The organism is Glutamicibacter sp. MNS18 (assembly GCF_026107515.2).
Lineage (GTDB): Bacteria > Actinomycetota > Actinomycetes > Actinomycetales > Micrococcaceae > Glutamicibacter.
This window is the reverse complement of sequence record NZ_JAPCHW010000006.1, coordinates 239,003-265,515: the sequence shown is the minus strand read 5'-3', so window position 1 is coordinate 265,515 and position 26,513 is coordinate 239,003. Positions and strand designations below refer to the sequence as shown.

Genomic DNA, 26,513 nt, shown 5'->3' with positions numbered 1-26,513 from the left:
CGTACCGCGCTCCTGTCGGGCCTGCACGTCGAGGCGTTCACTGTGCGTCATCGTGGAATGACCACCCAGACCTTACCCATTCTTGGGGCATTTCACCTTGGGCAGGTCGGGGAACTTCGTGCTGTAGCAATCGCGAGCAGCGATGCATGCCGGCGGGGCTGGCTGATGTTCGGCAAACCTGCTGGCACTGCAACCAGCTCGGGCTCATTCCCCGTTCGAGTGCAGCAGCCCGGCCGCAGTCGGTTCGGTGATCACCGGGAAGGCACGGGCCAGATAGTAGGTTGCAGCCCCTCCGACCGCCGCGATCACCGGCCCGATCCAGAAGGCCAGCTCGGTATCCAGTAGCCCACAGATGCTGGGGGAGAGGATCAAGGGCACCATGTAGTACCAATGCTGGCGGTTCAATTCCTTGGCGGACCGTTCCAATTGTGCCACCGCGGTAAAACACGCCATCAGCAGCACCGCTGCCGCGACACCCAGCCAGAGCCCCGGGGCCAGGCAGATGATGAGCGAAAAGCCCGTGACCATGGCGGCCGCCACCCATGCGAACTTTTCATTCGGAGACACGAAGCGGCTACCTCCAAAGGGACCGGGGTCGGTAATGGTCGAACTGCCAGTCTTTCAAAGTGGAGTGTTCGGCTCAATGGTACTTAAGTAGGAGGGCGGTGCAGCTGCTGGTGTGATGACGGCCAAACCGACGTGTGGTGTGGTGGTGTGGCAACGTGCAATGGCCTGCCGTACGCTGGAGGGCGTGGGACTGAAAAGTGACTATCGAATTCGTTTGGCCCAGGCCGAGGACATCCGTCCGGCACTGATGATGAAGCAGCAGGCGTGGCGGGAAGCCTACGGGCATCTGCGTGATGAATCCTTCTTCGACGAACACAAGGACAAACTGGATGCCGAGGTTGCCTGGTGGGAACGCGGCATAGCCTCCGGTGCGCAGTTCTACGTGGCCGAATTGGCCGACGGCACCATCGTGGGCCTGGCCGGGGGGACCCCGGTCATTGACGAGGACAGGGACACCGGGGTCGAGATCGAGTTGGGCATGCTCTACATCCTGTCCCCGCTCTATGGCACCGGGCTTGGCGAGCATCTGATGGAGACCGTGCTGAACCGCCGTGACGCCTTGGTCTGGGTAATTGAGACCAACGCCCGTGCCCGGGCCTTCTACGCCAAGCATGGCTTCATCGCAGACGGGACTGGTGAGGACCTGACCGGGTGTTGGGCCGGACTGCGCGAAATCCGCATGGTGCGCAAACGTGGCTAGGAGCGATGCCGCCACGATTATCGGGCAGTACGAAATCGACACCGGCCTGGCCGAAATCGAAGCAGACCCCTACGGGGCCGGACGCTACATCCTGAAAGTCAACGGGGTCTCGTCCTCGCACATCGACCTGAACGATCCCTCGTTCCTGGATTTCGAGTACATGCGCTGGATGGAACCGGTCTTCGACTTCGGATACCCGCGCGAACTCTTCGACGGAAGGCAGCGCAAACTCCGGGTGCTGCACCTGGGTGGCGGCGGATGCTCCATGGCCCGCTGGGTCGCGGCCAGCTATGACAACGCCCGTCAGGTGGTGGTGGAACTCGACGCCAAGCTGGCCGAATTGGTGCGCACGCACTTCGAGATCCCCCGTTCCCCGCTGGTACGGCTACGGGTCGGGGATGCCGGCCAGGTGTTGCCCGGCCTCAGCGACCACAGCCGGGATGTGATCATCCGCGATGTCTTCGCAGGGAACACCACACCGCGCGAACTAACCACGGTCGACTACGCCCGGCATGCCCAACGGGTGCTGGATGTGGGCGGGACCTATCTCATCAACTGCGGGGATACCGCGGACCTGGCCGGCGCGCGGGCCGAAGCGGCAACGCTCAGCTCGGTGTTCGGACATGTCGCAATGATCGCCGATCCGCCGATGTTCAAGGGCCGGCGCTACGGCAACATCGTGTTCCTGGCCAGCGACCAGCCGCTACCATTGGGGGCGGCCTTCGAGCGAAACCTGCGCACCGCACCCCTGCCGGCCCAGCTGGTATCCGGCACCGGCGTGGAACGCTTCATCGCAGGAGCCGCACCGATCACCGGGTAGGCCGGGTGTACACCGAACCGTCACCGGCCCGGTGAACCAGCCCGTGGTCCACCATGTACCGTCGCACCAGGGCCACATCCGGGTGGATGACCCGCAGCCGTTCATTCAGTTGGGTCTCGGTCAGTCGATCGTCTGGCTGGATCACCGCGTCCCGGATGTACTTCAGCACCTCGAAACGCTCGGCGGGTTTGGCCGGCAGGGTATCGAGCCGCAGGCCGGTGAAGAAACGCTCCACACCTTCACGGTCGGTGGCCGGCTTGGCCTGGGAGCGCAGGACCTCGTTGAGCATTTTCTCGTTCAGCGCCCACCCGGAGCCGTCCCGGGAGAGTAAACCGGATTTCTCCCAGCGCTCCAGGTTCTTGGTGGTCGTTCGGTCGGATGCCAGCCGATCTGCCTGACCCAACAGGATGGCACCCAGCACCTTGCGCATCCCGGGATTCTTCAATCCCGCAAAGACCTCGATCCATGAACCGCTCATGCCCCCGCCTTCCCTTGGTCGCTACTTCAAATCGAGTCTAGCCGTGCCACCCTTGGGGTTGGTATCTGCGATCTGCCAAACGCAATCAGGCCCGCCACCTCGGAAAGGTGACGGGCCCGGGAGTTATGCAGACGCTAGACCCCGGCGAGCTGTTCGATCAGGCCAATCCCGAAGAACACGACGAACGCGGCGGCCACAACCCACATCAGGGGGTGGACTTCCTTCGCACGACCCTGGGCGGTGCGGATGAACACGAAGGCGATGAATCCGGCCCCGATCCCGTTGGCGATTGAGTAGGTGAAGGGCATCAGGGTGAAGGTCAGGAAAGCCGGCAGGGCCAGGCCCCAGTCGTTCCAATCGATCTTGGAGACCTGCGAGATCATCATGAAGCCGACCACCACCAGGGCCGGTGCTACGGCCTCGAACGGCACCAGGTAGATCAGCGGTGTCAGGAACATCGCGGCCAGCAGCAGCAGGCCGGTGATGACCGAGGCGAACCCGGTCCGGGCGCCCTCGCCGATGCCGGCGCCGGACTCGACAAAGATCTGGGAGGAGGAACTAGAGGTGCCGCCACCGACAATGGCACCCGCGGCATCAACCAACAGAACCTTCTCCACATCCGGGATATTCCCGTCCTTGTCCATGTTCCCGGCCTCGGAAGCCAGTCCCACCATGGTGCCCATGGCGTCGAAGAAGATCGAAAGCAGGATCACGAAGGCCAGCAGCAGTGCCGCCGTGGTCCCCAGGGTGCTGAACGCGCCAAAAAGGCTCACATGCCCGATCAGGCTCAGATCAGGAAGGGTCCAGCTCGGCAGGGAGGGAACCACCAGTGACCAGCCGTTGGGATTCTCGGCACTGGAGGCACCGATGTGGAAGAATGCCTCGAAGATATTGGCCAGTACCGCCGCGGAGACGATACCGATCAGGATCGCACCCTTGACCTTGCGCACCACCAAGGCCATCGTCAGCAGCAGACCGATGATGAATACCAGGATCGGCCAGCCCAGCAATTGGCCGTCAAAGCCCAATCCCACCGGAACGGTGGTCCCCGCGGCATCCGGGATGCGACGCACAAAACCGGAGTTCACCAGGCCGATCAACGCAATGAACATGCCGATGCCTACCACGATGGCGGTTTTCAGCGAGGCCGGCACGGCATTAAAGACAGCGGTTCTGAACCCGGTCAACACCAGGATGAACATGACGATACCGGCGATGACCACCAGCCCCATGATGTCCTGCCAGGTTAGCCCCGGATTGGTGGCCACGGTGATCGCCACGAAGGCATTAACACCCAGGCCGGTGGCCATGGCGAAGGGGTGGCGTGCCCAGATGCCCATGATGATGGTCAGGATACCGGCCACGAAGGCGGTCACTGCGGCTACCCGCTGCAGCCCCAGTTCGCCGCCGGCGGAGTCTGCCCCGGAAAGGATCAGGGGGTTCAGGACCACGATGTAGCTCATTGCGAAGAAGGTGGCGATACCACCTCGTACTTCGGTGGAGAACGTGGAGCGGCGTTCGGAGATCTTGAAATAGCGGTCTACCCGCTGTGCAAAAGTTGATGTCTCTGTGGACTGGGTACTGGTGGACATGCTGAAAATTCTATGCGTTCAGCAACCTGTATTGAACCCCTAACCCGGTGTTGAGTAGGCTCTGTGCGAAATCATTAGACCCAATTCACATCTTTGGGTGAGAATGGAAGTACATTGGTGGTAACGGGTATCACACCCGGTACCGCAGCCGGTCAATGAGGAGTGAATCTGATGAGCGACGAGACACCAGCCACAGCCGAGAAGATCGAGGGGATTGTCGTCGGTGTTGACGGCTCGCAGCAATCACGCTGCGCCCTGAAATGGGCGGAGAGGGAAGCCCGACGAAGGTCGGTGGTGCTCAACGTGGTCTCGGCCTACACGATTCCGGTTTTCGCGGCCTCGTCCATGGATGCCGGGTATTCCACGCTTGATGACGACCTGATCCGCGGCGGGGCCGAGGACATTGTCCGCCAGGCCCGCGAAGACCTGGGCGATACCGATGTCACGGTGCGTACCTACATTGAATCCGGCGATCCCGCAGGCGTGCTGCTGGACCTGAGCAATGATGCGGACCTGGTGGTCGTTGGCACCCGCGGCCGCGGCGGATTCGTTGGGCGGATGCTCGGCTCGGTCTCCTCGGCATTGCCGGCCCACGCCAAGTGCCCCACCGTTGTGGTGCCGCTGCGCATGGCCAAGGAACAAGACGGTGTGGAGGCTCCGGTCAGGGATGCCGTGGTGGTAGGTGTGGACGGCTCGGACCGTGCCCGCGCAGCCGTGCTGGCTGCAGCGGAAGCCGCGCTGGCACGGGATGTCAAGCTACGCGTGGTGTGCGCCGTGGCGCCGGTCAGCGCCGCGCTGGCATGGATGCCCGCGACCGTGGACCAGGAAGCGGTCCTGGAGGACGTACGCCATCAGATGTCGGTGGGTGTGCGGTGGCTGAAATCGCACTACCCGAACCTGCAGGTGGAAACCGACGTCATTTCAGGTCCGCCGGTAGAGGTGCTGATTGGTGAGTCCGAGCATGCGGTGCTGACCGTCACCGGTTCGCGTGGTCGCGGAGGGTTTGCCGGCATGTTGCTGGGATCCACGAGTCAGGGCGTATTGCACCACTCCAAGGGGCCGGTGATGGTCGTCCCGGACAGCGACGACCCGCGACTGGCGGACCGCAAGGACTTCGAGACCGAGGACTAGATCGGACGGGGCAATAACCTGCCCCGGAAACTTGAATAGGCAGGGGAACTGTGACCGGCGGGGAACCGGTTGGTCACAGTTCCCCTGCCTTTTGTCCGGTAGACGAGGGGCACGGAGGCGATTCGGCCCGCGGGCCACCAATTGACCGGAGCGCTACGCAGCCGCCTGAACGTGGCCCCGTTGACGGTTGCCACCGGTGGGGCTGAGCGTTTAGGCAGGACCAACCGGGGTGCGGGGAGGGTAACAAGAAAGGGCGGTGACGGGTTGAACCCGTCACCGCCCTTGCACCTCAACCAGCGAGGTGTTGTCTTCTAGTAGCGTGCAGCCTTCGAATGCAGGTTGTTGACCCAGCTCAGCGGAGTCACGGAAATGCCTGCACTGGGGTTGCGTGCATGAACAACTTGTCCATTGCCGATGTAGATGGCCACGTGATACATGGAACTTCCTCCATTGGAGGAGGAGAACACCAGGTCACCCGGGCGTAGCTGGCTCAGGGACACATATTGCGGAGCCGCCTGGTACTGTTGCGTCGACGAGCGAGGCAGCGAGATACCGGACTGGGCGAATGCCGCACGGGTGAATCCGGAGCAGTCGTAAACGTTGGGGCCGTTGCCGCCGAATACATAGCGCTTGCTGGGGTCGTTCGCCGTCTTCAGCGCCCAGGCGATCGCTGCCGAGTAGCTGTTGTTGCTCTGCGGCTTCTGGGTTTCCTGGGGCTTTTCAGTCACCGTCGGCTTGGGCGTCGCCTTCGGAGTTGGCGTCGGTGTGGCTTTCGGCTTTGGTGTGGCCGTAGGCGTAGGCGTAGGTGTGGCCTTAGGCGTCGGAGTCGCCTTCGGAGTGGGCGTTGGCGTGGCTTTCGGCTTTGGTGTGGCCGTAGGCGTAGGCGTAGGCGTTGGAGTCGCCTTCGGAGTGGGCGTTGGCGTGGCCGTAGGCTTTGGTGTGGCCGTAGGCGCCGGGGTCGGTGTGGGTTTCGGGGTAGGAGCAGCCTCTGGAGCCCGTGTTGCTTCAGGTGTTGGCGTCGGCGTTGGAGTGACCCGGACCTCTTCCTGGCTGTTTTCCGGTTCGGTTGCTTCCAGTTCCTGTGGAGCCTGGACGCTCAACGGCTGGATCTCGGAAAGTTCGGGTGCTTCGTTGATAACGACTTCGGGAACGGCGTTCTCCGACAACTGGAGTTCCAATTGTTCCGCGGCGGCTGCAGCCTCGGCTTGCTCAACCTGTTCACGGACCTCTGCTTCTTCCTGCTCCTGCAGGAAGGCCAGATGGCCGATCAATTCATCCCGAAGCTGCTGCTGCGGAGCCAATGCCGCTTCATACCGCTGCACGGAGGACGTCGCGTCGGCAGCTGCCTGGTCATAGGCCGTCGTGGCGTCACTGGCGGCCTGTTCGGCTGCCGAAGCATAGTCCTGCCATGCGGTGACCAATGCCTCGGCCTCGGAAGCCGAATTCAGTTTGCTGGCCTGCGTCTGGCTCAGGGCATTGATCGTTGCAGCCTTGTAGAACACGTCGTTGCTGTCGTCATCCTGCAGCAGGATCCCCAAGGCGGAAGAGCTGGCGCCGGTACGGTAGAGGTCGGAGGCGATATTGCCGACTTCAACGCGGCTTTGCTCCAGATAGGTTGTCGCCAGCTTGATCTGCTCGCGGGCCTTGTCGGCTTCCGCAACCCGGACATCGCGTTCCTGGGTGGCAGTCAACAGGGAGTCCTGGGCCTCAAGGGCGGCGGCTTCAATGGACGCCAGCTCGGCTTGGCTGGAAGCCAAAGAGCTTTCGATCCGCAAGATCATCGCATCGGTGGCCGACTTGCTCTGCTTTGCCGTCTCGACTTCGGCGGCACTAGGCAAGCCGGTCGCGGACGGTTCGGCCGGAAGGGCCAAAGCGGGGGAAAGTGGGGTCTGGCCAGAGGCCGAGGCCGGAATCGCACCTGCAAGGCAGGAGGCCGCCAGGGCAAGGGCGCATGCGGCGACGCTGAGCGTGTGGCGTTTGGCCATGTGGACGTTCCTCACGAGTTCGAATGATGACTGGGTGCCAGATCCAAGCGTTATGAAACCCCTCAAAGGTCACATTTTGGACAAGGTCCCAATTAGCACACTAGGCCAGGTTTGACTCGATTGGCAACACTCGTCACACCAGTCACAACGACGCTTTATGCATTACAGGACCATTTAGGCTTGTGACTTCGTAAGTTTTTGTCGGAGAGCGTGACGTGAACTTTCGAGAAATTGTCTCGAATCAGTTACTTTGATATCGCAAGCCCTGCGAACTGGTCGCATAAAGATATAGAAGATGTGCGATGTTAGCGGGCGGGCCGTATTGGTCGATCGGGCAATCGTGAATCAATCCTGGTGTCACGGGCTCGATACAGGCAGGGTCCTCGTGAGTGGGTGCGAACCCGATTTGGTGAGCTAGATCTCAAACAAAAAAATCGCGGACTGAAGGGTCAGCCCCAACCCAATTCATGCAGTCGAGCATCGTCGATGCCGAAGTGATGGGCTACCTCATGCATCACCGTAATGCCGATTTCACGGACGACATCCTCGCGCGTCAGACACGCTCGCAGTGTCGGGTTCTTGAATATGGTGATCCGGTCCGGCATGGCGCCAGCGGCCCAGTCGTGATCGCGCTCGGTGAGCGCAACACCCTCGTAGATCCCTAGGATTTCGGCGTTTTCCGGCTCCCCGGGTAGCGGTTCGTATTCATCCTCGACAAAGAAAATGACATTGTCCATCATCTCCAGGGCGGCTTGCGGGATGGCCTCGATAGCCTCCTGAACCAGCGCGTCAAACTCGTCGTCGGGCATCTGTAAATCCATGTCTCCAGCCTACGGGGAAGTGTCGCTCGGAGGGGTGGATTGCGGGCCCTTGGGGCCCGTTTGGGCTCGTTTTGCGAAATCAAAAAATGCCACGTATAGTTATTGAAGTCCGCAGCGGGGACGAGAGAAACCGCAGCAGATAATAGGCCCCCATCGTCTAGCGGCCTAGGACACTGCCCTTTCACGGCAGCGGCACGGGTTCGAATCCCGTTGGGGGTACAAGCAACCGGCTTCCGGTTGCCAGGCAAAGAAATTTGCCGGCTTGCAGTATGCAAGGCCCTGTAGCGCAGTTGGTTAGCGCGCCGCCCTGTCACGGCGGAGGTCGCGGGTTCAAGTCCCGTCAGGGTCGCTCAGGTTTTCCAAGTCATTGGGAATCCGGGTGTCCGCCAGAAATGGTGATGCCAGGCTCTGTAGCTCAGTTGGTAGAGCGTTCGACTGAAAATCGAAAGGTCACCGGATCGACGCCGGTCGGAGCCACGCAAGCCCTCGGGTCAACCGAGGGTTTTACTGTGTCGTTTGGGGATACCCTCAAATTACATGGCCCTGTAGCGCAGTTGGTTAGCGCGCCGCCCTGTCACGGCGGAGGTCGCGGGTTCAAGTCCCGTCAGGGTCGCCAGCAAGCAAAACCTTCCTTCGGGAAGGTTTTTGTTTTTAAGCAACAGGGCCAGTGGCCCTTCGGAGGCTAGTTCGCCCGACCCAGGTGTCGGGGGCCGAGCCACCGGTTACTCAGTCGGCGGTAGGCCGCAGCCGCCCCGGTTAGATCGTCATCCTCCAGGGCCTGGATGCCATGATAGAGATCGTTGATGGACTCATCGGGCCAGACCAGCTCGGATAGGGTGCCATAATCCAGTTCAATGACCGATTCCTTGTCAAAGCCCTCAAGCCAGCTTCCGAGCTGCCCCAGATCCTCGAACAAGGGTGCCTGCGGAGCATGGGTCACCAGGACCTGCAGCGCCCAGGACAGCCTCTCCACGGCCTGCCCAAAAGTCGTGAGCAGGCGCACCGAGCGCAGTTTGTCGCCGACCTGGTATTCCTCGTACTCATCGTCCTCGCGAAACAACGCGAACCAACACAGCGGGATCCCCCAGGTCGAGGTCCTGGTGTTCAGGTGTGTCAGGTCAACCGCCAGCCGGTTGGCGTCCAGGCGGGCCGCATTGGCGCTGCGCGCCGCCGGGGGAACAAGCAGATCAAAGACTTCCGAGCGCATTGATTCCTCCGCCTGCTCCGCAGCCAGTAGCGAACGGGCCTGCAGTTGTGCCGGGCAGTACCGCGTGTTTTCGCTGCCGTCATAGCCCACTGTCGTCACCGAGCGGAAGAATTCCGGTTCGTCATGCGGAAAGGGATCGGAGACGTTACGCAACGTCCGTGACCAGAGTAGTTGCGCCTCATGGGCGTTGGCTTGCTGCCAATCGAGTTTCGGGGTGGACAGGATGATGCTCTGGGCCCAGTCTTCGAATGCGGCCAGCGGTTCGTAGACGCGCAGGTGCGCGGTGGCGGCCGTGAGTTCCTCGTGGGGTCCAGAGATCTTTGGGATCATGTCAGTCCGCGAGCTCGATGATCACGGGTACATGGTCGGAGGCACCCTTGCCCTTGCGCTCCTCGCGGTCAATGGACGCGGATACGACCCGTGAGGTCAGTGAAGGGGAGGTCAGGGCGAAGTCGATGCGCATGCCTTCACCGCGGGGGAAGCGCAGCTGGGTGTAGTCCCAGTAGGTGAACGCACCTTCGGTGTGGGCCCGGACCGGGTCGTTGAAGCCGATCTCCTCGAAGGACCGGAACGCGGCACGTTCGGCGTCCGAAACGTGGGTGAGGTTGTTATCGAGGAAGAATTGGATATCCCAGACATCCGCATCGGTTGGGGCGATGTTCCAGTCGCCGGTCAAGGCGATTTGCGCATTCGGGTCGGTATCGAGCCAGCCCTTGGCATTGTCCTTCAGCACGTCTAGCCAATGGAGCTTGTAGGCCATGTGCTCGTCATCCAGGGCACGGCCGTTGGGAACGTAGAGGCTCCAGATGCGAACCCCGCCGCAGGTCGCCGCGATGGCGCGGGGTTCCTGGATGGGGTCCTTCCCGCCCTTGCCGAAAACCGGCTGATCGGCAAAGGTACGTTCCACCTCGTCAAGCCCCACCCGGGAGGCGATGGCTACGCCGTTCCACTGGTTGACCCCGAAATGGGCCACCTCGTAGTCGTTGCTCTCGAACAGTTCCCAGGGGAAGTTGTCATCCTTGCATTTGGTTTCCTGGATGGTCAGGACATCGACGTCTGTTCGTCGCAGCCAATCCTCGACACGGTCGGCGCGGGCTCTGAGGGAGTTCACATTCCAGGTAGCAATCTTCACCATTCCAACCTATCAATATTTGATCCCGGATTCCGGGTGGCAGGCGCGACCGCGATCACGAAACGGAACCCGGTGGTTATGGGCACTTCAAATTACTTGGATGTCCGAGTATATTCATGAATAACATGTGACCCACCTCATGAGAAAGCGTGCCGAATGAGTGATCTTCGCATAGAACAACACGGCAGCCTTGGGGTTATCACCCTGAACCGACCGCAGTCGCTGAACGCGCTGACCACGGATATGTGCCGCGGAATGCTGACTGCCTTGCTGCGATGGCGCAATGACCGCAGCATAAGACAGGTTGTGGTGGCCGGTGCCGGGGATCGGGGTCTGTGCGCCGGCGGGGATATTGTCGCGATCTACCGGGATATCCAGAACCGGGAGGGGTCCACCGATGAGTTCTGGCGCATTGAATACCAGCTCAACGCACTCATCGACGAGTATCCCAAGCCCTATATCGCGTTGATGGATGGGATCGTCCTGGGCGGAGGGATAGGAATTTCCGCACATGGAAGCCACCGGGTGGTCACCGAGCGCAGCAAGTGTGGAATGCCCGAAGTGGGTATCGGCTTCTTCCCCGATGTCGGCGGAACGCACCTGCTGGCCCGGGCACCACGCGCGGCCGGACGCTACGCGGCGCTGACCGGCCTCGGCGTGGGGGCCGCAGATGCGATCCATTTGGGGCTTGCCGATGTCTACGTGGAATCCTCACGGCTGCCAGCACTACGACAAGCCCTGACCGAACAGCCGGTGGACGAGGTCTTGCCGCTGTTTCGCGGCGATGCGCCGAAGGGAATCCTGACCGAACCGTGGATTCTGGCGTTCGACCATGGCGAGCTGGAGCAAATCCACCGCGCGTTACGCCAAAGTGGAGACCCCGACGCGCTCAAGGCCGATGAGGCCCTGCAGCGGGCTTGCCCTAGTGCGGTCCATCTGGTCAACCGTCTGATCGGCGGAGCAGGAAAAAACCTGCGGCTCGACCTGGTCCGGGAATTCCGTGCGGCGATCAATCGTCTTGATGATCCGGACTTCGCCGAGGGGATCCGCGCCGCGGTGATCGACAAGGACCGCAGCCCGCAGTGGGTGCGCTCGCTGCCCGGATTGGATCCGGAACGACGTACAGCGGCACACTTTGCCCCGCTACCTGGCGGGGACTTGGCCTTTGACCTGATAGCCGAATTCGCCGCAGATAACGAAGGAGCGAAATGACCATGGAAAGCAAACCACGGATCGGATTCCTGGGACTGGGTCACATGGGACTGCCCATGGCCAAGAACCTGCACTCCGCCGGATATGATTTGCGGGCATTCGACGTCATGCCGCAAGCGGTGGCCGCAGCACGGGAAGCGGGAATCCGCACCGTGGATACCGGGGCCGAGGCTGCAAGGGATGTGCAGATCGTGCTGACGATGTTTCCCTCCGGCCAGCATGTGCTCGACGCCTACCGGGATTACCTGTTGGAAGCCGCGGCCCCGGACACCCTGTTCCTGGAATGCTCCACCATCGACGTGGCCCAGGCGCGGGAAGCCGCAGAACTGGCTGTGGCCGCAGGCCACCGCAGCGCCGACGCTCCGGTATCCGGGGGTGTGGTGGGCGCCGAAGCCGGCACCCTGACCTTCATGCTCGGCGCCGATGAGCAGGACCTTCCAGCCATCACTCCGGTGCTGGAGGTCATGGGCAAGCGGATTGTGCATTGCGGCGGACACGGGGCCGGTCAGGCCGCCAAGGTCTGCAACAACATGTTGTTGGGGATCTCGATGATCGGTGCGGCCGAGGCATTTGTGCTTGGCGAACGGCTGGGGCTCACCCACCAGGCCCTGTTCGACGTGATCTCATCGGCCTCCGGACAGTGCTGGTCGGTGACCACCAACTGCCCGGTTCCCGGGCCGGTACCCAGTTCGCCGGCCAATCGCGATTACACACCGGGGTTCGCGGCGGCGTTGATGACCAAGGACCTCGGGCTGGCTTCCAGCGCCCTGCAGTTGACCGAGACCGACGCACATATGGGGGCGCTGGCTGCCACCCTCTACGCCAGGTTTACCGAGTCCGGGGGCGCGGGGGCAGACTTCTCGGCCATCATCAACGCCATTCGTGACGGGTCCCTATAGGAAATCCCCGGCACGGTGCCGGAAGGAGGCCAGGATTCCAGAGAGCTCGGCGGCTTCCCGGGGCTCCAAGCCACTGTCGGCAAAGAGCTGGATGTTCAGCTGCTCACGGGCTGCCTCCAGTACTTCCCTGCCGGAATCGGTCAGTTCCAGCAGCCGTGTCCGCCCATCGGTGGGGTGCGGGACCCTGCGTACCAGGCCAGCTGATTCGAGCCGGTCGACCGAACTGGTCAGCGAGGTGGCATGAACCTGCAGCCGACGGCTGGCGTGGCTCATGGGCAGCGAGCCACGGGAGGAGAATCCCAGCAGTGCCAGCACCTCGAAGCGTGCAAAGGTCAGCCCGTACGGTTTGAGGATCGTATCGGCGCGCTGCAAGAAGATCGAGGCGGAACGCATGACCGCGGTGATCGCGGCCATGGCATCGGCCTCCTGGTCCCAACCATGTGAAATCCACTGGTCACGGGCTTCTGCGATCGGGTCGCGTGGGAGTGGCTCAGTCATCGAATACCCCTGAAGGAATAGGAACTAGTCCAACAATATACTTGGACATCCAAGGTTTGGAAGGAGACCCCAGATGGACCTCTTGGGAATTGAACAGCAACTCGAACCGGCCGAGCGATCCCGGCTACATCAGGTGCGCAGGTTGATGCAGGAAGAAATCAGGACGCAGGCGATCGAATACTGGGATAAGGAAGCCTTCGCCGCCGACCTGGTCCGCAAGCTGGGTGATGCGGGGTTGGGAGGGCTGCACCTCGGCAACCATTCCCGGTTGTTTGACGGACTGATCCATGCAGAAATCGCCCGCGCCGATATCTCCCTGTCATCGGTGGTTGGGATCCACAATGAACTGGTTGTGGGAATGATCGATTCGCTGGGCTCGGCGGAACAACGCGCCCGATGGCTTCCCCGATTGAGCCGGTTCGAGGCTTTCGGGGCCTTTGCCCTGACTGAACCGGAGCACGGATCCGATATCGCCGGGGGACTGGGGACCGAGGCCAGGCGCGAGGGAGACGAATACGTGATTACCGGATCCAAGCGCTGGATCGGCATGGGAACCCTGGCGGACTTCGCGCTGGTATGGGCCCGGGACACCGACACCGATCAGGTGGGCGCCTACCTGGTGGAAAGCCACCGCCCGGGTTACCGGGCCAGCAAGATCGAGAACAAGATCGGCCTGCGCATCATGCAGAATGCCGACATCGAGCTGGACCAGGTGCGCATACCGCTGGCGAACAAGCTGCCCGGTGCCCGGGATTTCGCCGCAGCCAATGATCTGCTGATGCGTTCACGGGCCTGGGTTGGCTGGCAAGCGGTTGGTGCCCTGATGGCGACCCTGGATATCACCACTGCCTACGCTACGGGGCGCGAGCAGTTCGGTAAGCCGCTGGCTTCCTTCCAGCTGGTACAACAGCCGCTGGCCGAGATCGCGGGACATCTGACCGCATGCCTGGCGATGATGGGCGAGGTGGCCCGCAAACAGGAGCGGGGAGAGCTGCAGATGGTCGATGCCGCCTTGGCCAAGTCCACCGCAACCCGGCTGGCCCGGCATTCCGCGGCCCAGGGTCGTGCCTTGCTCGGTGGCAACGGAGTGGTCTCCGGCCACGAGATGGCCAAGGTTTTCTGCGATGTGGAGATCATCCACACCTACGAGGGCACCTACGAGATCAACTCGTTGATCGTCGGTCGAGCCCTGACCGGGGTCGGGGCCTTCGTGTAGCAGCCGGAGTGGGGCAACGGTGCGCACCCACCGCACCGGGTCGATCACCGCGAAGCGGAGGGCGGTCGCAGCGGCCGGGAGAAGGGATCGCTGAAGGGGGGCGAAGCCATGATCGCACACGGAACCCACACCTTGCCGGCGCCAGCCCGGTGACCATCGAGCTGGCCCAGGGCAAGGTGGAAACGGTGCCGCAGGTCATGGTGGCCAGTGTCGGGGGTTCGCGGCTGATCGACAAGTGAAGCCCCTTGATACCGGGCATGCCCGGCCAGGTTTCGGTTCGCGGCGGGTGCCCGGTGGTTGTAGCTGGGCGGGTCGCGGGAGCCGCAGGTGCCAGTGGCGCAACGGGGAAGCTGATGAAGCGGTGGCCGGAAACCTGACCTGGGTTTCACGAGCTAGCCACGTCATCGGCTGGGCCTCATCTGCGGTTGTTCCAGCGCGTGGACACGTTCCAACGCAGTGTGGCAACCGGAGAGAAAGCACCCCCGGGCAATATGAAGAAATTACTTTCCAAATAGGAAAGTACTTGTTATGCTTGGTCTATCGACAGTACGCCAACCAACACCGGGAGAATCCGATGGACAAGCTCATCCGCTACGCAGTGCTACCAATGATGATCCTGGCCGGTCTGACCGTACTGGGCATGCTCGTGGCCTGGTCCATCACCGGAACCCCCGTCTACCTTGTCGCCGGAATGTCGGGTTTTGCCGCCGTTGGCGCCTCGGTGGTGGCCTACTGCCAGTACCGCGGGAAAAGGGTAGCGGCATGAGCCCGGAGAAGAACGAGAGCCTCCGCCGGCAACTGGAGTCCATGGAAGTGGCGCAGCAAGGGATTTCCGGTGCCAAGCGGCAGGGGGCCCGGCAGTTGGGAACACTGTGCATCCTGCTGGCAGTGGTGCTCGGGGCCCTCCATGGTCTGTTGCATGTCTTCAACCCCGAACGGAACCTGGGCGCATTCTTCGTTCTCTGCGCAGCTGCGGTGCTGGCGATCCTCGCGCTGACATTCGGCTATCAATTCCTGCGGCGGCTGCTGCCGGCCGGGTTCGGCCGCAAGTACCTGATCGGACTGGGGATGAGCCTGCTGCTTTACGGGCTGGGGCTGGGGCTGATCACCGCAGGGTTGGGCGCGATGGTGGTCGTGTTGCTGGCCATAGTGGTGGCTATGCCGCTGCTGTTCGCCGGGATCTGGATGGTGCGGCAATGAGCGGGCATCCGCGGGCGAGGATGAACGAGGACTTCACCAACCCGGTCAGGCTGTCCCTGATGGCCGCGTTGCAGCAGGTTGATGAGGTGGACTTCAAGACCTTGCGGGAGTCACTGGAAATCTCGGACTCGGTACTGTCCCGCCAGCTGTCCGCTCTGGAAGAGAAGGGGTACGTCATTATCCGCAAGGGTTTCGTGGGCAAACGGCCGCGCACCTGGGCCAAGCTCTCCTCATGCGGGCAACGGAGCCTGGATGAGCATGTCCAGGCCCTGCGCGAAATCACCGGTGGGTTCTAGCCCCGCCACCACGTGTCGGCCGGGGATGCTGGAACCGCGCGCTTATGCCGTGACATGACAAACCGGCGTTCAATCAGTTCCGCGGCTTCAGGGTCGATCTCCTTGCCCTCAAGGTAGTCATCGATTTGCTCGTAGCGCAGTCCCAACTCGTCCTCGTCGGTGCGTTGCGGCTGGCCGTCCAATAGATCCGCAGTCGGGACCTTGGCCCACAGCTTCTGCGGGGCACCGAGTTCTTGTAACAAGGCCTGGTTCTGCCGTTTATTCAGTCCGGACAGCGGAATCAGATCCACTCCGCCGTCACCGTACTTGGTGAAGAACCCGGTCACCGCTTCGGCGGCATGATCGGTTCCGACCACCAGCATCTTCCGGTCCCCGGCCAAGGCGTACTGCATGATCATGCGCATGCGTGCCTTGACGTTTCCCCGGGTGAAATCCGAGAGTTGACGGTATCCGGCTTCCGCCACGGCCTTGTCCACGGCGCTGACCGCATCGGCGATGTTCACCGTGTAGCTCTCGTCCGGGGCGATGAACTGCACTGCCGCCTGGGCATCCGCGGCATCCTGCTGCACCCCGTGGGGAAGCTGTACGGCGACAAACGTGGCCTCGGACCCTTCGGCCCGCAGTTCCTGCACCGCCAATTGGGTCAGCCTTCCGGCCAGGGTCGAATCGATTCCACCGGAAATGCCCAACGTGAATCCGGCCGCTGCCGAGGACTTGAGATAGTCCTTCAGGAAGCCGACCCGTGCGGTGATCTCCGCTGCCGGATCGATCCGGGGCCTGACCCCGAGTTCGTGGATGATTTCAGCTTGGAGTTCTCGCATACTCCAATACTATGGGGTAGAGGTGGACGAATTGCCCGGTTCCCACCCAAGATTAAGCGCCATCCGCTCCAGGGAAGCCACGGTGGTCGCATACTCCTCGGCGCTCAGATCGGCCCCGCAACGCTCACGGATCTGCTCCACCAGTTCACTGAGCGTTTGCAGGGAATTGTGCCCACGGTCGGTAATCGAGTAGTACTCCCCTTCGTGGGCGATCCACCCGGATTCCACCAGTTCGACCAGGTGCTCGGTCACGCTCGGCGGTTCATCTGCCGAGGCGAAATAGGGGGCCAATGCGTCAATGAGTTCGCGTTCGGTGGCAGGGCGTTGCTCGAGCATGTTCAGTACCTGCCATTGGCGTCGTGTGACACCGTGTTCGTCCAGGGTCGCTGCAAAGTGCTCGTCGATCAGCGAGTCCACCAATTTCAGCCAGAACCCCAACGGGCGAGTCGTATTCACAGAATCAGCCTTTCTCTATCCATCGATCGAACCAAGTGAGGCCCTGAACATTCCGGAGAATGTTCAGACTGGAAATTCAGTCTATCCGTCGGCAGGTGTCCGGGCTAGGGGGAGCCGTGAGCCGGAGAACCAGCTGGAACCAGGTGCATGCCTGACCGGGCCAGGCTGCTGCTGACGGCTGGTCCGTACTGTCAGCGCGAGTGGGGGGCAGGGACGTCGCTGCCCGGTGTGGTCGGCAACAGCAAGGTCCGCTCCTGGAACTGCGCTGTTGCGCCTTGACCAGCGCATCAGGGTTCCGAATGCCTTGTCGGCCTCGGGTCACAGGCACCTGGAATTGTGCCGGCTACCCTACCGGGCGACTAGAATCGAGACCATGAGCAAAACCAGCGCCCGCGAGCGACTCAAAGAACTGATCCAGGAACTTGCCATCGTCCGTGGCAAGGTCACCCTCTCTTCCGGCAAGGAGGCCGACTACTACATCGACCTTCGTCGTGTTACCTTGCACCACGAGGCCTCGGGGTTGGTCGGGCAGGTCATGCTGGACATGCTGGATACCGCGAAACTGGAGTTCTCCAATGTCGGCGGCCTGACCATGGGGGCGGACCCGGTCGGTACCGCCATTCTGCACACCGCCCGCACCGGACACCGCAACATCGACGCCTTCGTGGTGCGCAAGGCCCAGAAGTCCTACGGCATGGGTCGACAGGTGGAGGGTCCGAGCATCGAGGGCAAGAACGTCGTCGTCCTGGAAGACACGTCCACCACCGGCGGTTCGGCGTTGACCGCAGTGGAAGGCGTGCGCAAGGCCGGCGGCAACGTCGTGGCCGTGGCCGTCATCGTGGATCGTGATACCGGGGCCAAGGAACGCATCGAAGCCGAAGCCGGTGTACCCTATCTCTTCGCCTACGGCAAGGACGAACTGGGTCTCTGAGGTCCCACCATGGCGCGGGGAACACGGGGAGCCGTGAACCCCGCGCTTTGCCGCCCCAGGGAAATCAGGCGGTGCGCCGCCGGAGCGTCAGGGAACCGACCAGCAATGCCGCGATGATCCACGCGGCGATGATCAGGATGCTGTTTGTCGTTTGTGAGTCCTCGGTCCCGGCGGCCACCGCGACCAGGGCATCGATTGCGTGGGACAGCGGGAGCCAGTCGCTGATGGCCTCAAGTGCCGGCGGCAGCGACTGCCGGGGAAGCACGATGCCGCTGAGCAGGAACTGCGGCAGGATGATCGCAGGCATGAACTGCACTACCTGGAATTCTGTTCGTGCAAAAGCGCTGGCCATCAGCCCCAGGCTCGTCCCCAGCAGGGCGTCCAAGGCGGCGATGGTGAACAGCAAACCCAGGCTTCCGGCGATCTCCAACCCACACACCCACACGGCAAAAACCACCGCCAGCGCCGTTTGGACGATCGCGACCAGGGTAAAGGCCAGTGCGTAACCGAGGATGAAATCCGGTTTGGCCAAGGGCATGGCCAGCAGTCGTTCCAAGGTACCGCCGCGCCGTTCTCGCAGGGTGGCAATGCTGGTGACCAGGAACATCACCACAAACGGGAACAAGGCGATCATTGCCGGGCCGATGTGCGTAAACGCGCCGGTCTCGGAGAAGATCCAAGCGACCAGCCCGATCAGCAGGCTGGGTACCACCAGCATCAACGCCACCGTTCGCGGGTCATGGCGGATCTGTTCCAGCACCCGGTGGGCGGTATATGCGATCCGTGCAGGACTCATGGCCGTCCGCCTCGTTTCGGGTGCTGCCGCCGGCGATGGCGGCCACCGTGGACTGCCGAGGCGCCATCGGTTGCATCCTGCTGCCGCGCGATCAATTCCAGGAATGCCAGCTCTGGGGTAGCGGCGCCGGTGGATTCCATGAGTTCGCCGGGGCTCAGGTGGGCCAGTAGCCGACCTTCTCGCAACAACAGCAGATCATCGCACCTCATGGCCTCCTCCATGACGTGGCTGGAGACCAGCAGGCAGGTTCCCGATGCCGCCAATCCGGCAAAGACCCGCCACAGCTGGGAGCGCAGTACCGGATCCAGGCCCACCGTCGGCTCGTCAAGGACCAGAACCGGAGGTGCCCCGAGCAACGCCACCGCCAGCGAAACCCGATTCCGCTGGCCTCCGGAAAGACCCGAGACCAGTCGTTCGGACTGCCCGGATAGATCGGTGATCCCGATGACCCGTTCGACCTCGGAGGCATCAAGGCGCAGGATCCGCGCGAAGTAGGTCAGATTCTGCCGCACACTCAAGTCCTCATAGATGCTGGCGGCCTGGGTCATGTACCCGATACGGTGGCGCAGCCCCTTGCCACCTGCTGGCTGTCCCAGCACGGTCACACTGCCCGATGTGATGACCTGGCTTCCGGTTACGGCACGCATCAGCGTGGATTTTCCGCTGCCGCTGGGTCCCAGCAAGCCAATGGTCCGCCCGGCTGGCAGGGAAAAGCCGAGCCCGCGCAGCACCGGTGTGCCCCCGCGCCTGATGGCCAGGTCGTGGGCTTCGATCACCGGACCTTTATTCATCATGTAATGAATTAAAGACCTCGGAGGTACCTACGTCAAGGGGGCGGCACGGCGAAATCCGGGTGACAGCGATGTGCTCACTGTGCCGGAAGGCGACCGGTCAGATGCCACTGGAGCACCGGGGCGATGCTGGCCACGATTTGCTCATCCGTCGCGGCAACCACCGGTTCGAGCTCGATGATGTATCTGGCCATGATCATCCCGACCAGCTGGCTGGCCGCCATGGCCGCACGGTAGTCGGCATCCGGCCCCTGCAGTGGCTCGCTGATACGGCGCAGGATTTCACGTTGCAGGAAGGGGCGGATCAGGTTCAGGGCGGCCTTGCTTGAGAGCACGCTGCGGAACAGGGCCGTGGCCGCCGGGCGGATGGTCGGACTGCCCCACAGGCGCAGGGCCGTGCGTACCAGGTTCTCCCCGTAATTCTCCTCGGGCCCCTGCAACGCCTCGGCGAAGGCGGCGCCCGGGTTCAGCGGCAGATGCACCACTTCCAGGAAGAGCTCGGTCTTGTCCTGGAAGTAGTGGTGGATCAACGCCGGGTCGACTTTTGCCCGGCGGGCGATGGACCGAAGACTTGTGGCCTCGTAACCGCTGTGGTTGAATTCCTCGGTTGCCGCCTTGAGGATCGACGCGCGGGTTGCCCCGCTGCTGCGGCCCCGCGGGCGTCCGCGACGCCGTACACCCGGCTGTGGATCCTGGGAATGCTCGCTCATGGTTCCAGATTACTGCGGATAGCGGCCTCTCAACGGCGGGTCCAGAGGCCGAAGACGAGCACCAGGTAGATCAACAAGGCCACACCGAACCAGCTGGTGTCGCCCCACGCCAGCGGGTTGTCCACACCGCAGTGCACCGCGGCGTAGGAGCCGATGCAGGTGCGGACCGTGTACAGCAGCCCGATCAAGAACATCGCTCCCAGGTAAAGGCCGACCGCCACCAGCACAAGGTGCCAGAACCTGCGGCCCCGGGTATGCGCCATCATGGTTCCAGTATCCGCCGTACGGATTCCACTGCAAAGGGGTAAGGGGCGACCGGGCCTCCTCCCGTCCCTGCCGGATGTCAGCTGTCGCTGGAGGCGGCTTCCATGCCCTGGACCAGCTGGCGATGCAGGCCCGCCACCGAGTCATAGCTCAGGTCGGGGCGGAACGGGAAGGTGGCCACATCGGATTTGGCGGTGATACCGGTATGGACCAGGGCCGTGAGTAGCCCGGCTTCCATTCCGGCCACGATATCGGTATCCATCCGGTCCCCGATCATCGCGGTGGTTTCCGAATGTGCCTGGATGCGGTTCAGCGCCGAACGGAACATCATCGGATTGGGTTTGCCCACCACGTACGGATCGCGATTGGTGGCCCGGGAGATCATTGCGGCCACGGCCCCGGTGGCCGGTAGCAGCCCTTCGGCGGACGGGCCGGTGGCATCCGGATTGGTGGCGATGAAACTGGCCCCGGCGGCAATGAGCCGGATGGCCTTGGTGATCGCCTCGAAGGAGTAGGTGCGGGTTTCGCCAAGTACCACGTAGTCCGGGTCCGTGTCGGTGAGGATAAACCCCGCATCATGCAATGCCGTGGTCAACCCGGCTTCGCCGATCACAAAGGCGCGACCGCCGGGACGTTGCCGGCCCAGGAATTCGGCGGTGGCCAACGCCGAGGTCCAGATGTTCTCCTCGGGAACGTCCAACCCACTGGCCAGCAACCGTGCCCGCAGGTCCCGCGGTGTATAGATCGAGTTGTTGGTCAGGACCAGGAACGGCTTGTCATTGCTGCGCCAGAAATCGATCAATTCCGCGGCTCCGGGGATCGCCTGGTTCTCGTGGACCAGCACCCCATCCATGTCGGTGAGCCAGCTGTCGATATCGTGGATGGTGCGCGCTGCGCGGTCAGTCTTGGGCACGGTACCAAGGTTCCTTTCGTAGGTGGACAACGGGGCGGGACCAGTCGTCGTTGAGCAGCTTCCCTACACCACCAGATTACACAAGGGCGGTCGCCGGTAGGCGGGTTGGTGCCCAATGGCACAGGCTCATAGCCACTTGTTCTTCTTGAATACCAGATACAGTCCCAGTGCGGCACTGGCCATCAGCCCCAGGGCAAACGGGTATCCCAGGGTCCAGTGCAATTCAGGCATGTCATCGAAGTTCATCCCGTATACCGCGCCGATCAGGCTCGGGGTGAACAGGATCGCGGCCCAGGAGGAGATCCGCTTCATCTGCTCATTCTGCGCCAGCCCGGCTTCGGTGGCCCGTTGCGAGGCCAACGTGGAGGACAGGGACAACGCGTTGGTCAGCAAGGCGCGGAACGAGGCGACCCGTTCGGCACATCGGATGGCATGGTCAATCACGTCGACCAGATTCGCGTCCAGTGCCTTGGCGTGGGTCTTGTCCAACCCCAGGCGGCGCACGGTGCGGCGCAACTGCTCCAGCACCTCGGGTAGCGGGGCCACCGCCCGCTGGAAGTCGATGACTTCACGGGAGAGCTGGTAGATGCGCCGGGAAACCTCCAGATTGCCCTGGAAAAGCTGGTCGTCGATCTCGTCGATGTCGTTCTGCAATCCATCGATCACCGGGAAATACTCGTCAACCACCTGGTCGATGATCGCGTAGAGCACTGCGGCAGGACCGGCGGCAAGCAGATCCGGTGCATGCTGCAGCCGATCACGCACCCTGGACAGTTGCGGGGCTTCGGCCCGGCGCACGGTAACCGCGTAGTTGGCCCCGGCATAGATGTGGATTTCACCGAACTCCACCTCCTCCACCTCGTCGAGATAACGTGCCGGGCGCAATACGACGAACAGGTGCTCGTCATAACGGTCGAGTTTGGGGCGTTGGTGGCCCTTCAGGGTGTCCTCCACCGCCAGCGGGTGCAGGCCGAATTCCCGGGTGACCGCATCCAGTTCCCCTTCGCCCGGCCGGTACAGGCCCAACCAGCCCATGCCACCGGTTTCATTCATGACCCCGACAGTGGCATGCAGGTCCTTCGGATGGGCCACGGGCCTACCGTCCACATAGACCACGTTGTCGATCACTGCCATGCGCTTCTCGCAGACCTGTTGGTGCACTCAAACCGTCCCATGAGCCACTACCCTAGTAATGGTGAGCCAAGAAGTGCATGATCCCTCCCGCGAGTCGAACCCCGAACATGTGATCGGAGTGGGTCCCTGGGACGGGCCCTGGCCGGATGACGACCGATACGACCGGCAACTGCTCGAAGAAGGCGACCGCCGAAATGTCGCGGACAAGTACCGCTACTGGTCCATGGACGCGATCATCGCCGACCTGGACGAACGTCGTCACGACTTCCATATCGCCATCGAGAACTGGCAGCATGACATGAACATCGGCACCGTGGTGCGCAGTGCCAATGCCTTCCTGGCCAAGGAAGTGCACATCATCGGGCGGCGCCGTTGGAACCGCCGGGGTGCCATGGTCACCGACCGCTACCAGCATGTGCGCCACCACCCCACCGTCGAGGAGTTCGTGGCCTGGGCCAGGGACGAGGGCCTGGCGGTGATCGGGGTGGATATCTTCCCCGATTCGGTGCCGCTGGAAACCTACGAGCTGCCCAGGAAATGCGTCCTGGTCTTCGGGCAGGAAGGCCCGGGGCTCAGCGAAGAAGTCCACCAGGCTGCCGAAGCGACCTTGTCAATCGAACAATTCGGGTCGACCCGGTCGATCAATGCCGCCTCCGCGGCGGGTATCGCCATGCACGCGTGGGTGCGCCGCCATGTGTTCAACCAGCTGGTCAAGTAGACAACAGCCCGAATTAACCCGACTTTTTACTCAAACACCTTTATTAGTTTCCGGTTAATGCCTAGGCTTGGTGGTATTCGTCTGTGGGGGAACGAAAGCGAGCCAGTGTGAAACGGCGTCACCGTGTGAATCATGAACTACTGCTCCCCACGCGGGGCAGACCACAACGTCGCGCGCTGAAAACCTCGTTGGCCATTGTGGCGACATTGGGTCTGACCGGAGCCTTGGCGATCCCGATCGTCGCCCAGGGGGTGGAAGACCGGCAGGGCAATATCCCGGTGGCGATCGATGCGATCTACGACCCCGGTTTCTTCGCCGGTGATGTGCTGGTGGACGAGTATGCCCCGCTGGCGGCTTTCGGTGCCTCGGGCAAGCAGGTCGCCATCGACGGCCGCCCGATAGGCATGCTGGAAGGCGCGTCCGCCGAGGACGAGGCGGTGTCCGGTGTCGGGAGCGGGGCTGCGAAGGAGGGCGGGAACACCGCTTCCGGGAACACCAACGCCGCCCTGCTCGCCGGGCAGGTCGGTGAACTCGGCGTGCTTCCCGGGGACCTGCAACTGATGCACCCGGTCACCACCCGCAGGATTTCCAGCGCCTACGGTTGGCGTAAGAACCCCACCGGGCCGGGCAACCAGATCCATATCGGCCAGGACTATGCCCTGGCCTGTGGTTCGCCGGTGTACGCCGCGGAAGCCGGACGGGTGATTGTCTCCGGTTGGCATGGGCATTCGGGCAACCGGGTGACGCTGGACCACGGCAACAATGTCCAGACCGGTTACAGCCACAACTCCAAGCTGCTGGTCAAGATCGGTGACGAGGTAGAGCAGGGCGAACTGATCTCGCTGGTGGGCACGACCGGCAACTCCACCGGCTGCCACCTGCACTTCGAAGTGATTATCAATGGACGCTGGCACGATCCACGCAACTACCTGCCATTGATCCCGGGCCAGCCCAACGCCATGGTCGATTCGCGCCGCCTGACGGTGAAGTCCAATACCCCTCCGGGCACCCATGGCGGCAACCAGGGCAGCAGCCCGCAGCCTTCACAGGACCCGGATGTGGTCACCCCCGAGGATGACACCCCGGTGGTGCCCAAGCCGAAACCGTCGCCGTCACCTACTCCGACCGCGTCCCCGTCCCCGTCCCCGTCAACCTCGCCTTCTCCGACACCAAAACCGACCGTGGCGCCGTCGCCGTCCCGGACTCCTTCGCCGACCTCACCCTCGCCCTCGCCTACCAATACGGCGCCGACCGAGCAGGGGCCGAGTACCACCCCGACCCCGACGGACCCCGAACCCACCGATAGCGAGATGTCACCGAGCCCGGAAGAGGAGCCGTCCCCGGAACCGACCCCTTCCGAAAGCGGCAGCCCGAGCCTGAGCGCCTCGTCCGCACCGGAGACCGCCGAGGACGAGGTGGCCAGCCCAACCGGCCAGGATGACGATGACACCTCCACCAGCCCGCAGGCCACTTCGGACCCCAGCGCGGTCCCGGTCGAACCAAGCGGGACATCCGCACCTACCCCCACCGAACTCCCGGAGCTATCCCCGGGCACCAGCGCCACCCGCAAGTAGCCGCCCGGCAGCCGAATGCGGGCAGGCGGGCACGTAACCCACGTGTCACGTTGTGTGATCTGCCTGCCACAGATCGGCAGGGAAGCTAGGATGGATACGAATTGCCGTCGAGGATGACGGGCCACCCCCCCGCTCAACCATCAGGAGTGAAGCATGCCTATCGCAACCCCGGATACGTACAACGCCATGATCGATGCGGCAAAGGCAGGCGGGTACGCATTCCCGGCTGTTAATGTCACCAGCTCGCAGACGCTGAACGCGGCCATCCGCGGCTTTGCCGAGGCCGAATCCGACGGCATCATCCAGGTTTCCACCGGCGGCGCCGCCTACTGGTCCGGTGCCTCGGTCAAGGACATGGTCGCCGGTTCCCTGGGCTTTGTCGCCTTTGCCCGTGAAGTGGCGAAGAACTACGGCGTGAATATCGCGCTGCACACCGACCACTGCCCGAAGGACAAGCTCGATACCTTCGTGCTGCCGCTGCTGGCCGCTTCGGAGGCCGAGGTCAAGGCCGGACGTGACCCGCTGTTCAACTCCCACATGTGGGACGGCTCGGCCGAAACCCTGGAAGACAACCTGCGCATTGGCGCCGAGCTGCTGGCCCGCACCTCCGCGGCCAAGCAGATCCTCGAGGTCGAGATCGGCGTCGTCGGCGGTGAGGAAGACGGGGTGGAGAACGAGATCAACGAGAAGCTCTACACCACCGTCGAGGATGCCCTGGCCACGATCCAGGCGCTGGGCACCGGCGAGAAGGGCCGCTACATCGCCGCACTGACCTTCGGCAACGTGCACGGGGTCTACAAGCCCGGTGGCGTGAAGCTGCGCCCGGAGATCCTGAAGGACATCCAGACCCAGATCGGTGCCAAGGTCGGCCAGGAGAACCCGTTCGACCTGGTGTTCCATGGCGGTTCTGGCTCCTCGGCGCAGGAGATCGCCGACGCGGTGTCCTACGGCGTGATCAAGATGAACATCGATACCGACACCCAGTACGCCTTCACCCGGCCGGTGGCCGGGCACATGTTCGGCAACTATGACGGTGTGCTGAAGGTGGATGGCGAGGTCGGCAACAAGAAGACCTACGACCCACGCGTCTGGGGTGCAAAGGCCGAGGAATCCATGGCCGCGCGCATCGTGGAAGCCGCCCAGCAGCTGGGCTCGGCCGGAAAGGCGCTGAAGTAGGGATGGAGATCGGCAAGAACCTGCTGGGGATCCCGGAAACCCTGCTGCCCGAGGAAACCGAGGTGCTCGCGCGCCTGGAGGCCGGCGACGAACCGGTGGACGTGGCAGCGAAGTACCCGTCCTCCTCGCTGGCCTGGGCGTTGCTGGCCGACGAGGCGCACGCCGCCGGGCAGGTCGTCGAATCGTACGCCTACGCCCGGGTGGGCTACCACCGTGGGCTGGACGCGCTGCGCCGCGCCGGATGGAAGGGCCAGGGCCCGGTGCCGTGGCGCCATGAGCCGAACCGCGGATTCCTGCGTGCCCTGTACGCGTTGGGCCGTGCGGCGGCAGCCATCGGGGAGGCCGAGGAAGTCCAGCGCATCGCCGATTTCCTGAACGATTCGGACCCGTCGGCGAAGGCCGCGATCGAGGCCGAGTAGCCGTTGACCCGGACCGGAGGCCGGTGCACGCAACGCGTGCACCGGCCTCCGGTCTG

The 26,513-nt window shown here is 63.0% G+C and carries 30 protein-coding genes and 4 tRNA genes; 18 read left to right on the top strand and 16 right to left on the bottom strand.

The window, feature by feature from the left end; translation table 11 throughout:
- Nucleotides 1-204: 204 nt before the first annotated feature.
- Nucleotides 205-567, bottom strand: coding sequence for a hypothetical protein (locus OK351_RS11025; RefSeq protein WP_265158805.1), 363 nt, complete (start codon nucleotides 565-567; stop codon nucleotides 205-207).
- A gap of 184 nt (nucleotides 568-751) precedes the next feature.
- On the opposite strand from OK351_RS11025, the gene OK351_RS11020 reads away from it, so the two are divergent.
- Both OK351_RS11020 and OK351_RS11015 read left to right on the top strand, forming a co-directional pair.
- A complete protein-coding gene (locus OK351_RS11020; protein WP_265158804.1) occupies nucleotides 752-1,267 on the top strand; it encodes a GNAT family N-acetyltransferase in 516 nt (171 codons plus the stop codon).
- On the top strand, nucleotides 1,260-2,087 hold the full coding sequence (locus OK351_RS11015; protein WP_265158802.1) for a spermidine synthase: 828 nt from the start codon (nucleotides 1,260-1,262) through the stop codon (nucleotides 2,085-2,087). The genes OK351_RS11020 and OK351_RS11015 overlap by 8 nt, the downstream gene beginning before the upstream one ends.
- Here OK351_RS11015 and OK351_RS11010 read toward each other — a convergent pair.
- Both OK351_RS11010 and OK351_RS11005 read right to left on the bottom strand, forming a co-directional pair.
- Complete coding sequence (locus OK351_RS11010) at nucleotides 2,077-2,565, bottom strand: DUF2087 domain-containing protein (RefSeq protein WP_265158801.1); 489 nt, start codon at nucleotides 2,563-2,565, stop codon at nucleotides 2,077-2,079. The two genes, OK351_RS11015 and OK351_RS11010, sit on opposite strands and share 11 nt — an antisense overlap.
- A gap of 134 nt (nucleotides 2,566-2,699) precedes the next feature.
- Entirely contained in the window at nucleotides 2,700-4,157 is a 1,458-nt protein-coding gene (locus tag OK351_RS11005; protein WP_265158800.1) for an NCS2 family permease, read from the bottom strand.
- 171 nt (nucleotides 4,158-4,328) lie between these two features.
- Between OK351_RS11005 and OK351_RS11000 the strand changes: the two genes are divergently transcribed.
- On the top strand, nucleotides 4,329-5,288 hold the full coding sequence (locus OK351_RS11000; RefSeq protein WP_265158798.1) for a universal stress protein: 960 nt from the start codon (nucleotides 4,329-4,331) through the stop codon (nucleotides 5,286-5,288).
- A 311-nt stretch (nucleotides 5,289-5,599) separates the two neighbouring features.
- Here the strand turns inward: OK351_RS11000 and OK351_RS10995 are convergent, their stop codons facing one another.
- Both OK351_RS10995 and OK351_RS10990 read right to left on the bottom strand, forming a co-directional pair.
- Nucleotides 5,600-7,273, bottom strand: coding sequence for a C40 family peptidase (locus OK351_RS10995; protein ID WP_265158796.1), 1,674 nt, complete (start codon nucleotides 7,271-7,273; stop codon nucleotides 5,600-5,602).
- A 449-nt stretch (nucleotides 7,274-7,722) separates the two neighbouring features.
- Nucleotides 7,723-8,094, bottom strand: coding sequence for a metallopeptidase family protein (locus tag OK351_RS10990; protein WP_265158794.1), 372 nt, complete (start codon nucleotides 8,092-8,094; stop codon nucleotides 7,723-7,725).
- Nucleotides 8,095-8,240: 146 nt separating this feature from the next.
- Here OK351_RS10990 and OK351_RS10985 point away from each other — a divergent pair.
- From OK351_RS10985 to OK351_RS10970, 4 genes are all read left to right on the top strand, one after another.
- Nucleotides 8,241-8,313 (top strand) — tRNA-Glu (locus OK351_RS10985).
- Between the two features lie 56 nt (nucleotides 8,314-8,369).
- Nucleotides 8,370-8,443: transfer RNA gene (locus OK351_RS10980), tRNA-Asp, on the top strand.
- A 55-nt stretch (nucleotides 8,444-8,498) separates the two neighbouring features.
- Nucleotides 8,499-8,571, top strand: a tRNA-Phe gene (locus tag OK351_RS10975).
- A 62-nt stretch (nucleotides 8,572-8,633) separates the two neighbouring features.
- Nucleotides 8,634-8,710 (top strand) — tRNA-Asp (locus OK351_RS10970).
- Nucleotides 8,711-8,776: 66 nt separating this feature from the next.
- On the opposite strand, the gene OK351_RS10965 is transcribed toward OK351_RS10970, so the two are convergent.
- Both OK351_RS10965 and OK351_RS10960 read right to left on the bottom strand, forming a co-directional pair.
- Complete coding sequence (locus OK351_RS10965) at nucleotides 8,777-9,631, bottom strand: DUF8083 family protein (RefSeq protein WP_265158792.1); 855 nt, start codon at nucleotides 9,629-9,631, stop codon at nucleotides 8,777-8,779.
- A 1-nt stretch (nucleotide 9,632) separates the two neighbouring features.
- Entirely contained in the window at nucleotides 9,633-10,433 is an 801-nt protein-coding gene (locus OK351_RS10960; protein ID WP_265158956.1) for an exodeoxyribonuclease III, read from the bottom strand.
- A gap of 156 nt (nucleotides 10,434-10,589) precedes the next feature.
- On the opposite strand from OK351_RS10960, the gene OK351_RS10955 reads away from it, so the two are divergent.
- Nucleotides 10,590-11,645, top strand: coding sequence for a 3-hydroxyisobutyryl-CoA hydrolase (locus OK351_RS10955; RefSeq protein ID WP_265158790.1), 1,056 nt, complete (start codon nucleotides 10,590-10,592; stop codon nucleotides 11,643-11,645).
- A gap of 2 nt (nucleotides 11,646-11,647) precedes the next feature.
- Nucleotides 11,648-12,544 (top strand): 3-hydroxyisobutyrate dehydrogenase, encoded by an 897-nt coding sequence (gene mmsB / locus OK351_RS10950; RefSeq protein ID WP_265158788.1) that lies wholly within the window; start codon nucleotides 11,648-11,650, stop codon nucleotides 12,542-12,544.
- On the opposite strand, the gene OK351_RS10945 is transcribed toward mmsB, so the two are convergent.
- Nucleotides 12,539-13,042, bottom strand: a complete 504-nt coding sequence (locus OK351_RS10945) for a MarR family winged helix-turn-helix transcriptional regulator (RefSeq protein ID WP_265158785.1) — start codon at nucleotides 13,040-13,042, stop codon at nucleotides 12,539-12,541. The genes mmsB and OK351_RS10945 overlap by 6 nt on opposite strands.
- Nucleotides 13,043-13,115: 73 nt before the next feature.
- Between OK351_RS10945 and OK351_RS10940 the strand changes: the two genes are divergently transcribed.
- The 4 genes from OK351_RS10940 to OK351_RS10925 all read left to right on the top strand — a co-directional run bounded on the left by OK351_RS10940 (nucleotide 13,116) and on the right by OK351_RS10925 (nucleotide 15,754).
- On the top strand, nucleotides 13,116-14,258 hold the full coding sequence (locus tag OK351_RS10940) for an acyl-CoA dehydrogenase family protein (RefSeq protein ID WP_265158782.1): 1,143 nt from the start codon (nucleotides 13,116-13,118) through the stop codon (nucleotides 14,256-14,258).
- A 574-nt stretch (nucleotides 14,259-14,832) separates the two neighbouring features.
- Entirely contained in the window at nucleotides 14,833-15,024 is a 192-nt protein-coding gene (locus OK351_RS10935; RefSeq protein ID WP_265158779.1) for a hypothetical protein, read from the top strand.
- The gene (locus tag OK351_RS10930) at nucleotides 15,021-15,458 is read left to right on the top strand and encodes a hypothetical protein (RefSeq protein WP_265158777.1); all 438 of its coding nucleotides are present in this window, start codon (nucleotides 15,021-15,023) and stop codon (nucleotides 15,456-15,458) included. The genes OK351_RS10935 and OK351_RS10930 overlap by 4 nt, the downstream gene beginning before the upstream one ends.
- Nucleotides 15,455-15,754: a winged helix-turn-helix domain-containing protein gene (locus tag OK351_RS10925; protein ID WP_265158775.1), complete on the top strand. Its 300-nt coding sequence runs from the start codon at nucleotides 15,455-15,457 to the stop codon at nucleotides 15,752-15,754. Before OK351_RS10930 ends, OK351_RS10925 begins: the two co-directional genes overlap by 4 nt.
- Here OK351_RS10925 and nadE read toward each other — a convergent pair.
- Together nadE and OK351_RS10915 are read right to left on the bottom strand one after the other, a co-directional pair.
- Entirely contained in the window at nucleotides 15,751-16,575 is an 825-nt protein-coding gene (gene nadE / locus OK351_RS10920; RefSeq protein ID WP_265158773.1) for an ammonia-dependent NAD(+) synthetase, read from the bottom strand. The two genes, OK351_RS10925 and nadE, sit on opposite strands and share 4 nt — an antisense overlap.
- A gap of 9 nt (nucleotides 16,576-16,584) precedes the next feature.
- On the bottom strand, nucleotides 16,585-17,031 hold the full coding sequence (locus OK351_RS10915) for a MarR family winged helix-turn-helix transcriptional regulator (RefSeq protein WP_265158770.1): 447 nt from the start codon (nucleotides 17,029-17,031) through the stop codon (nucleotides 16,585-16,587).
- 373 nt (nucleotides 17,032-17,404) lie between these two features.
- Here OK351_RS10915 and pyrE point away from each other — a divergent pair, with 373 nt between their 5' ends.
- Complete coding sequence (gene pyrE, locus OK351_RS10910; RefSeq protein ID WP_265158768.1) at nucleotides 17,405-17,962, top strand: orotate phosphoribosyltransferase; 558 nt, start codon at nucleotides 17,405-17,407, stop codon at nucleotides 17,960-17,962.
- A gap of 64 nt (nucleotides 17,963-18,026) precedes the next feature.
- Here pyrE and OK351_RS10905 read toward each other — a convergent pair whose 3' ends face one another.
- The 6 genes from OK351_RS10905 to OK351_RS10880 form a co-directional block, all read right to left on the bottom strand.
- Nucleotides 18,027-18,758: an ABC transporter permease gene (locus tag OK351_RS10905; RefSeq protein WP_265158766.1), complete on the bottom strand. Its 732-nt coding sequence runs from the start codon at nucleotides 18,756-18,758 to the stop codon at nucleotides 18,027-18,029.
- Entirely contained in the window at nucleotides 18,755-19,552 is a 798-nt protein-coding gene (locus OK351_RS10900) for an ABC transporter ATP-binding protein (protein ID WP_265158764.1), read from the bottom strand. The genes OK351_RS10905 and OK351_RS10900 overlap by 4 nt, the downstream gene beginning before the upstream one ends.
- A gap of 74 nt (nucleotides 19,553-19,626) precedes the next feature.
- Nucleotides 19,627-20,259, bottom strand: a complete 633-nt coding sequence (locus tag OK351_RS10895) for a TetR/AcrR family transcriptional regulator (protein WP_265158762.1) — start codon at nucleotides 20,257-20,259, stop codon at nucleotides 19,627-19,629.
- 29 nt (nucleotides 20,260-20,288) lie between these two features.
- The gene (locus OK351_RS10890; RefSeq protein ID WP_265158760.1) at nucleotides 20,289-20,525 is read right to left on the bottom strand and encodes a hypothetical protein; all 237 of its coding nucleotides are present in this window, start codon (nucleotides 20,523-20,525) and stop codon (nucleotides 20,289-20,291) included.
- Between the two features lie 77 nt (nucleotides 20,526-20,602).
- Nucleotides 20,603-21,376, bottom strand: coding sequence for an HAD-IIA family hydrolase (locus tag OK351_RS10885; RefSeq protein WP_265158954.1), 774 nt, complete (start codon nucleotides 21,374-21,376; stop codon nucleotides 20,603-20,605).
- 186 nt (nucleotides 21,377-21,562) lie between these two features.
- Nucleotides 21,563-22,570, bottom strand: a complete 1,008-nt coding sequence (locus OK351_RS10880; RefSeq protein WP_265158758.1) for a magnesium and cobalt transport protein CorA — start codon at nucleotides 22,568-22,570, stop codon at nucleotides 21,563-21,565.
- Nucleotides 22,571-22,628: 58 nt separating this feature from the next.
- On the opposite strand from OK351_RS10880, the gene OK351_RS10875 reads away from it, so the two are divergent.
- The 4 genes from OK351_RS10875 (at nucleotide 22,629) to OK351_RS10860 (ending at nucleotide 26,457) form a co-directional block, all read left to right on the top strand.
- Nucleotides 22,629-23,288, top strand: coding sequence for a TrmH family RNA methyltransferase (locus OK351_RS10875; protein WP_265158756.1), 660 nt, complete (start codon nucleotides 22,629-22,631; stop codon nucleotides 23,286-23,288).
- Between the two features lie 125 nt (nucleotides 23,289-23,413).
- The gene (locus tag OK351_RS10870; RefSeq protein WP_265158754.1) at nucleotides 23,414-24,862 is read left to right on the top strand and encodes a M23 family metallopeptidase; all 1,449 of its coding nucleotides are present in this window, start codon (nucleotides 23,414-23,416) and stop codon (nucleotides 24,860-24,862) included.
- Nucleotides 24,863-25,015: 153 nt separating this feature from the next.
- Nucleotides 25,016-26,038: a class II fructose-bisphosphate aldolase gene (gene fbaA / locus OK351_RS10865; protein WP_265158752.1), complete on the top strand. Its 1,023-nt coding sequence runs from the start codon at nucleotides 25,016-25,018 to the stop codon at nucleotides 26,036-26,038.
- Between the two features lie 2 nt (nucleotides 26,039-26,040).
- On the top strand, nucleotides 26,041-26,457 hold the full coding sequence (locus OK351_RS10860) for a DUF3151 domain-containing protein (RefSeq protein ID WP_265158750.1): 417 nt from the start codon (nucleotides 26,041-26,043) through the stop codon (nucleotides 26,455-26,457).
- Nucleotides 26,458-26,513 lie beyond the last annotated feature (56 nt).

Coding starts and splice junctions, on each gene's coding strand:
- OK351_RS10905 (WP_265158766.1), bottom strand. CDS start 18,758: ATGAGTCCTGCACGGATCGCATATACCGCCCACCGGGTGCTGGAACAG.
- OK351_RS10895 (WP_265158762.1), bottom strand. CDS start 20,259: ATGAGCGAGCATTCCCAGGATCCACAGCCGGGTGTACGGCGTCGCGGA.
- OK351_RS10880 (WP_265158758.1), bottom strand. CDS start 22,570: ATGGCAGTGATCGACAACGTGGTCTATGTGGACGGTAGGCCCGTGGCC.
- OK351_RS10925 (WP_265158775.1), top strand. CDS start 15,455: ATGAGCGGGCATCCGCGGGCGAGGATGAACGAGGACTTCACCAACCCG.
- OK351_RS10940 (WP_265158782.1), top strand. CDS start 13,116: ATGGACCTCTTGGGAATTGAACAGCAACTCGAACCGGCCGAGCGATCC.
- OK351_RS10995 (WP_265158796.1), bottom strand. CDS start 7,273: ATGGCCAAACGCCACACGCTCAGCGTCGCCGCATGCGCCCTTGCCCTG.
- OK351_RS10965 (WP_265158792.1), bottom strand. CDS start 9,631: ATGATCCCAAAGATCTCTGGACCCCACGAGGAACTCACGGCCGCCACC.
- nadE (WP_265158773.1), bottom strand. CDS start 16,575: ATGCGAGAACTCCAAGCTGAAATCATCCACGAACTCGGGGTCAGGCCC.
- OK351_RS10990 (WP_265158794.1), bottom strand. CDS start 8,094: ATGGATTTACAGATGCCCGACGACGAGTTTGACGCGCTGGTTCAGGAG.
- OK351_RS10890 (WP_265158760.1), bottom strand. CDS start 20,525: ATGATGGCGCATACCCGGGGCCGCAGGTTCTGGCACCTTGTGCTGGTG.
- OK351_RS11010 (WP_265158801.1), bottom strand. CDS start 2,565: ATGAGCGGTTCATGGATCGAGGTCTTTGCGGGATTGAAGAATCCCGGG.
- mmsB (WP_265158788.1), top strand. CDS start 11,648: ATGGAAAGCAAACCACGGATCGGATTCCTGGGACTGGGTCACATGGGA.
- OK351_RS10860 (WP_265158750.1), top strand. CDS start 26,041: ATGGAGATCGGCAAGAACCTGCTGGGGATCCCGGAAACCCTGCTGCCC.
- OK351_RS10885 (WP_265158954.1), bottom strand. CDS start 21,376: ATGGATGGGGTGCTGGTCCACGAGAACCAGGCGATCCCCGGAGCCGCG.
- OK351_RS10935 (WP_265158779.1), top strand. CDS start 14,833: ATGGACAAGCTCATCCGCTACGCAGTGCTACCAATGATGATCCTGGCC.
- fbaA (WP_265158752.1), top strand. CDS start 25,016: ATGCCTATCGCAACCCCGGATACGTACAACGCCATGATCGATGCGGCA.
- OK351_RS10900 (WP_265158764.1), bottom strand. CDS start 19,552: ATGATGAATAAAGGTCCGGTGATCGAAGCCCACGACCTGGCCATCAGG.
- pyrE (WP_265158768.1), top strand. CDS start 17,405: ATGAGCAAAACCAGCGCCCGCGAGCGACTCAAAGAACTGATCCAGGAA.
- OK351_RS10875 (WP_265158756.1), top strand. CDS start 22,629: ATGGTGAGCCAAGAAGTGCATGATCCCTCCCGCGAGTCGAACCCCGAA.
- OK351_RS11005 (WP_265158800.1), bottom strand. CDS start 4,157: ATGTCCACCAGTACCCAGTCCACAGAGACATCAACTTTTGCACAGCGG.
- OK351_RS10955 (WP_265158790.1), top strand. CDS start 10,590: ATGAGTGATCTTCGCATAGAACAACACGGCAGCCTTGGGGTTATCACC.
- OK351_RS10945 (WP_265158785.1), bottom strand. CDS start 13,042: ATGACTGAGCCACTCCCACGCGACCCGATCGCAGAAGCCCGTGACCAG.
- OK351_RS10930 (WP_265158777.1), top strand. CDS start 15,021: ATGAGCCCGGAGAAGAACGAGAGCCTCCGCCGGCAACTGGAGTCCATG.
- OK351_RS11000 (WP_265158798.1), top strand. CDS start 4,329: ATGAGCGACGAGACACCAGCCACAGCCGAGAAGATCGAGGGGATTGTC.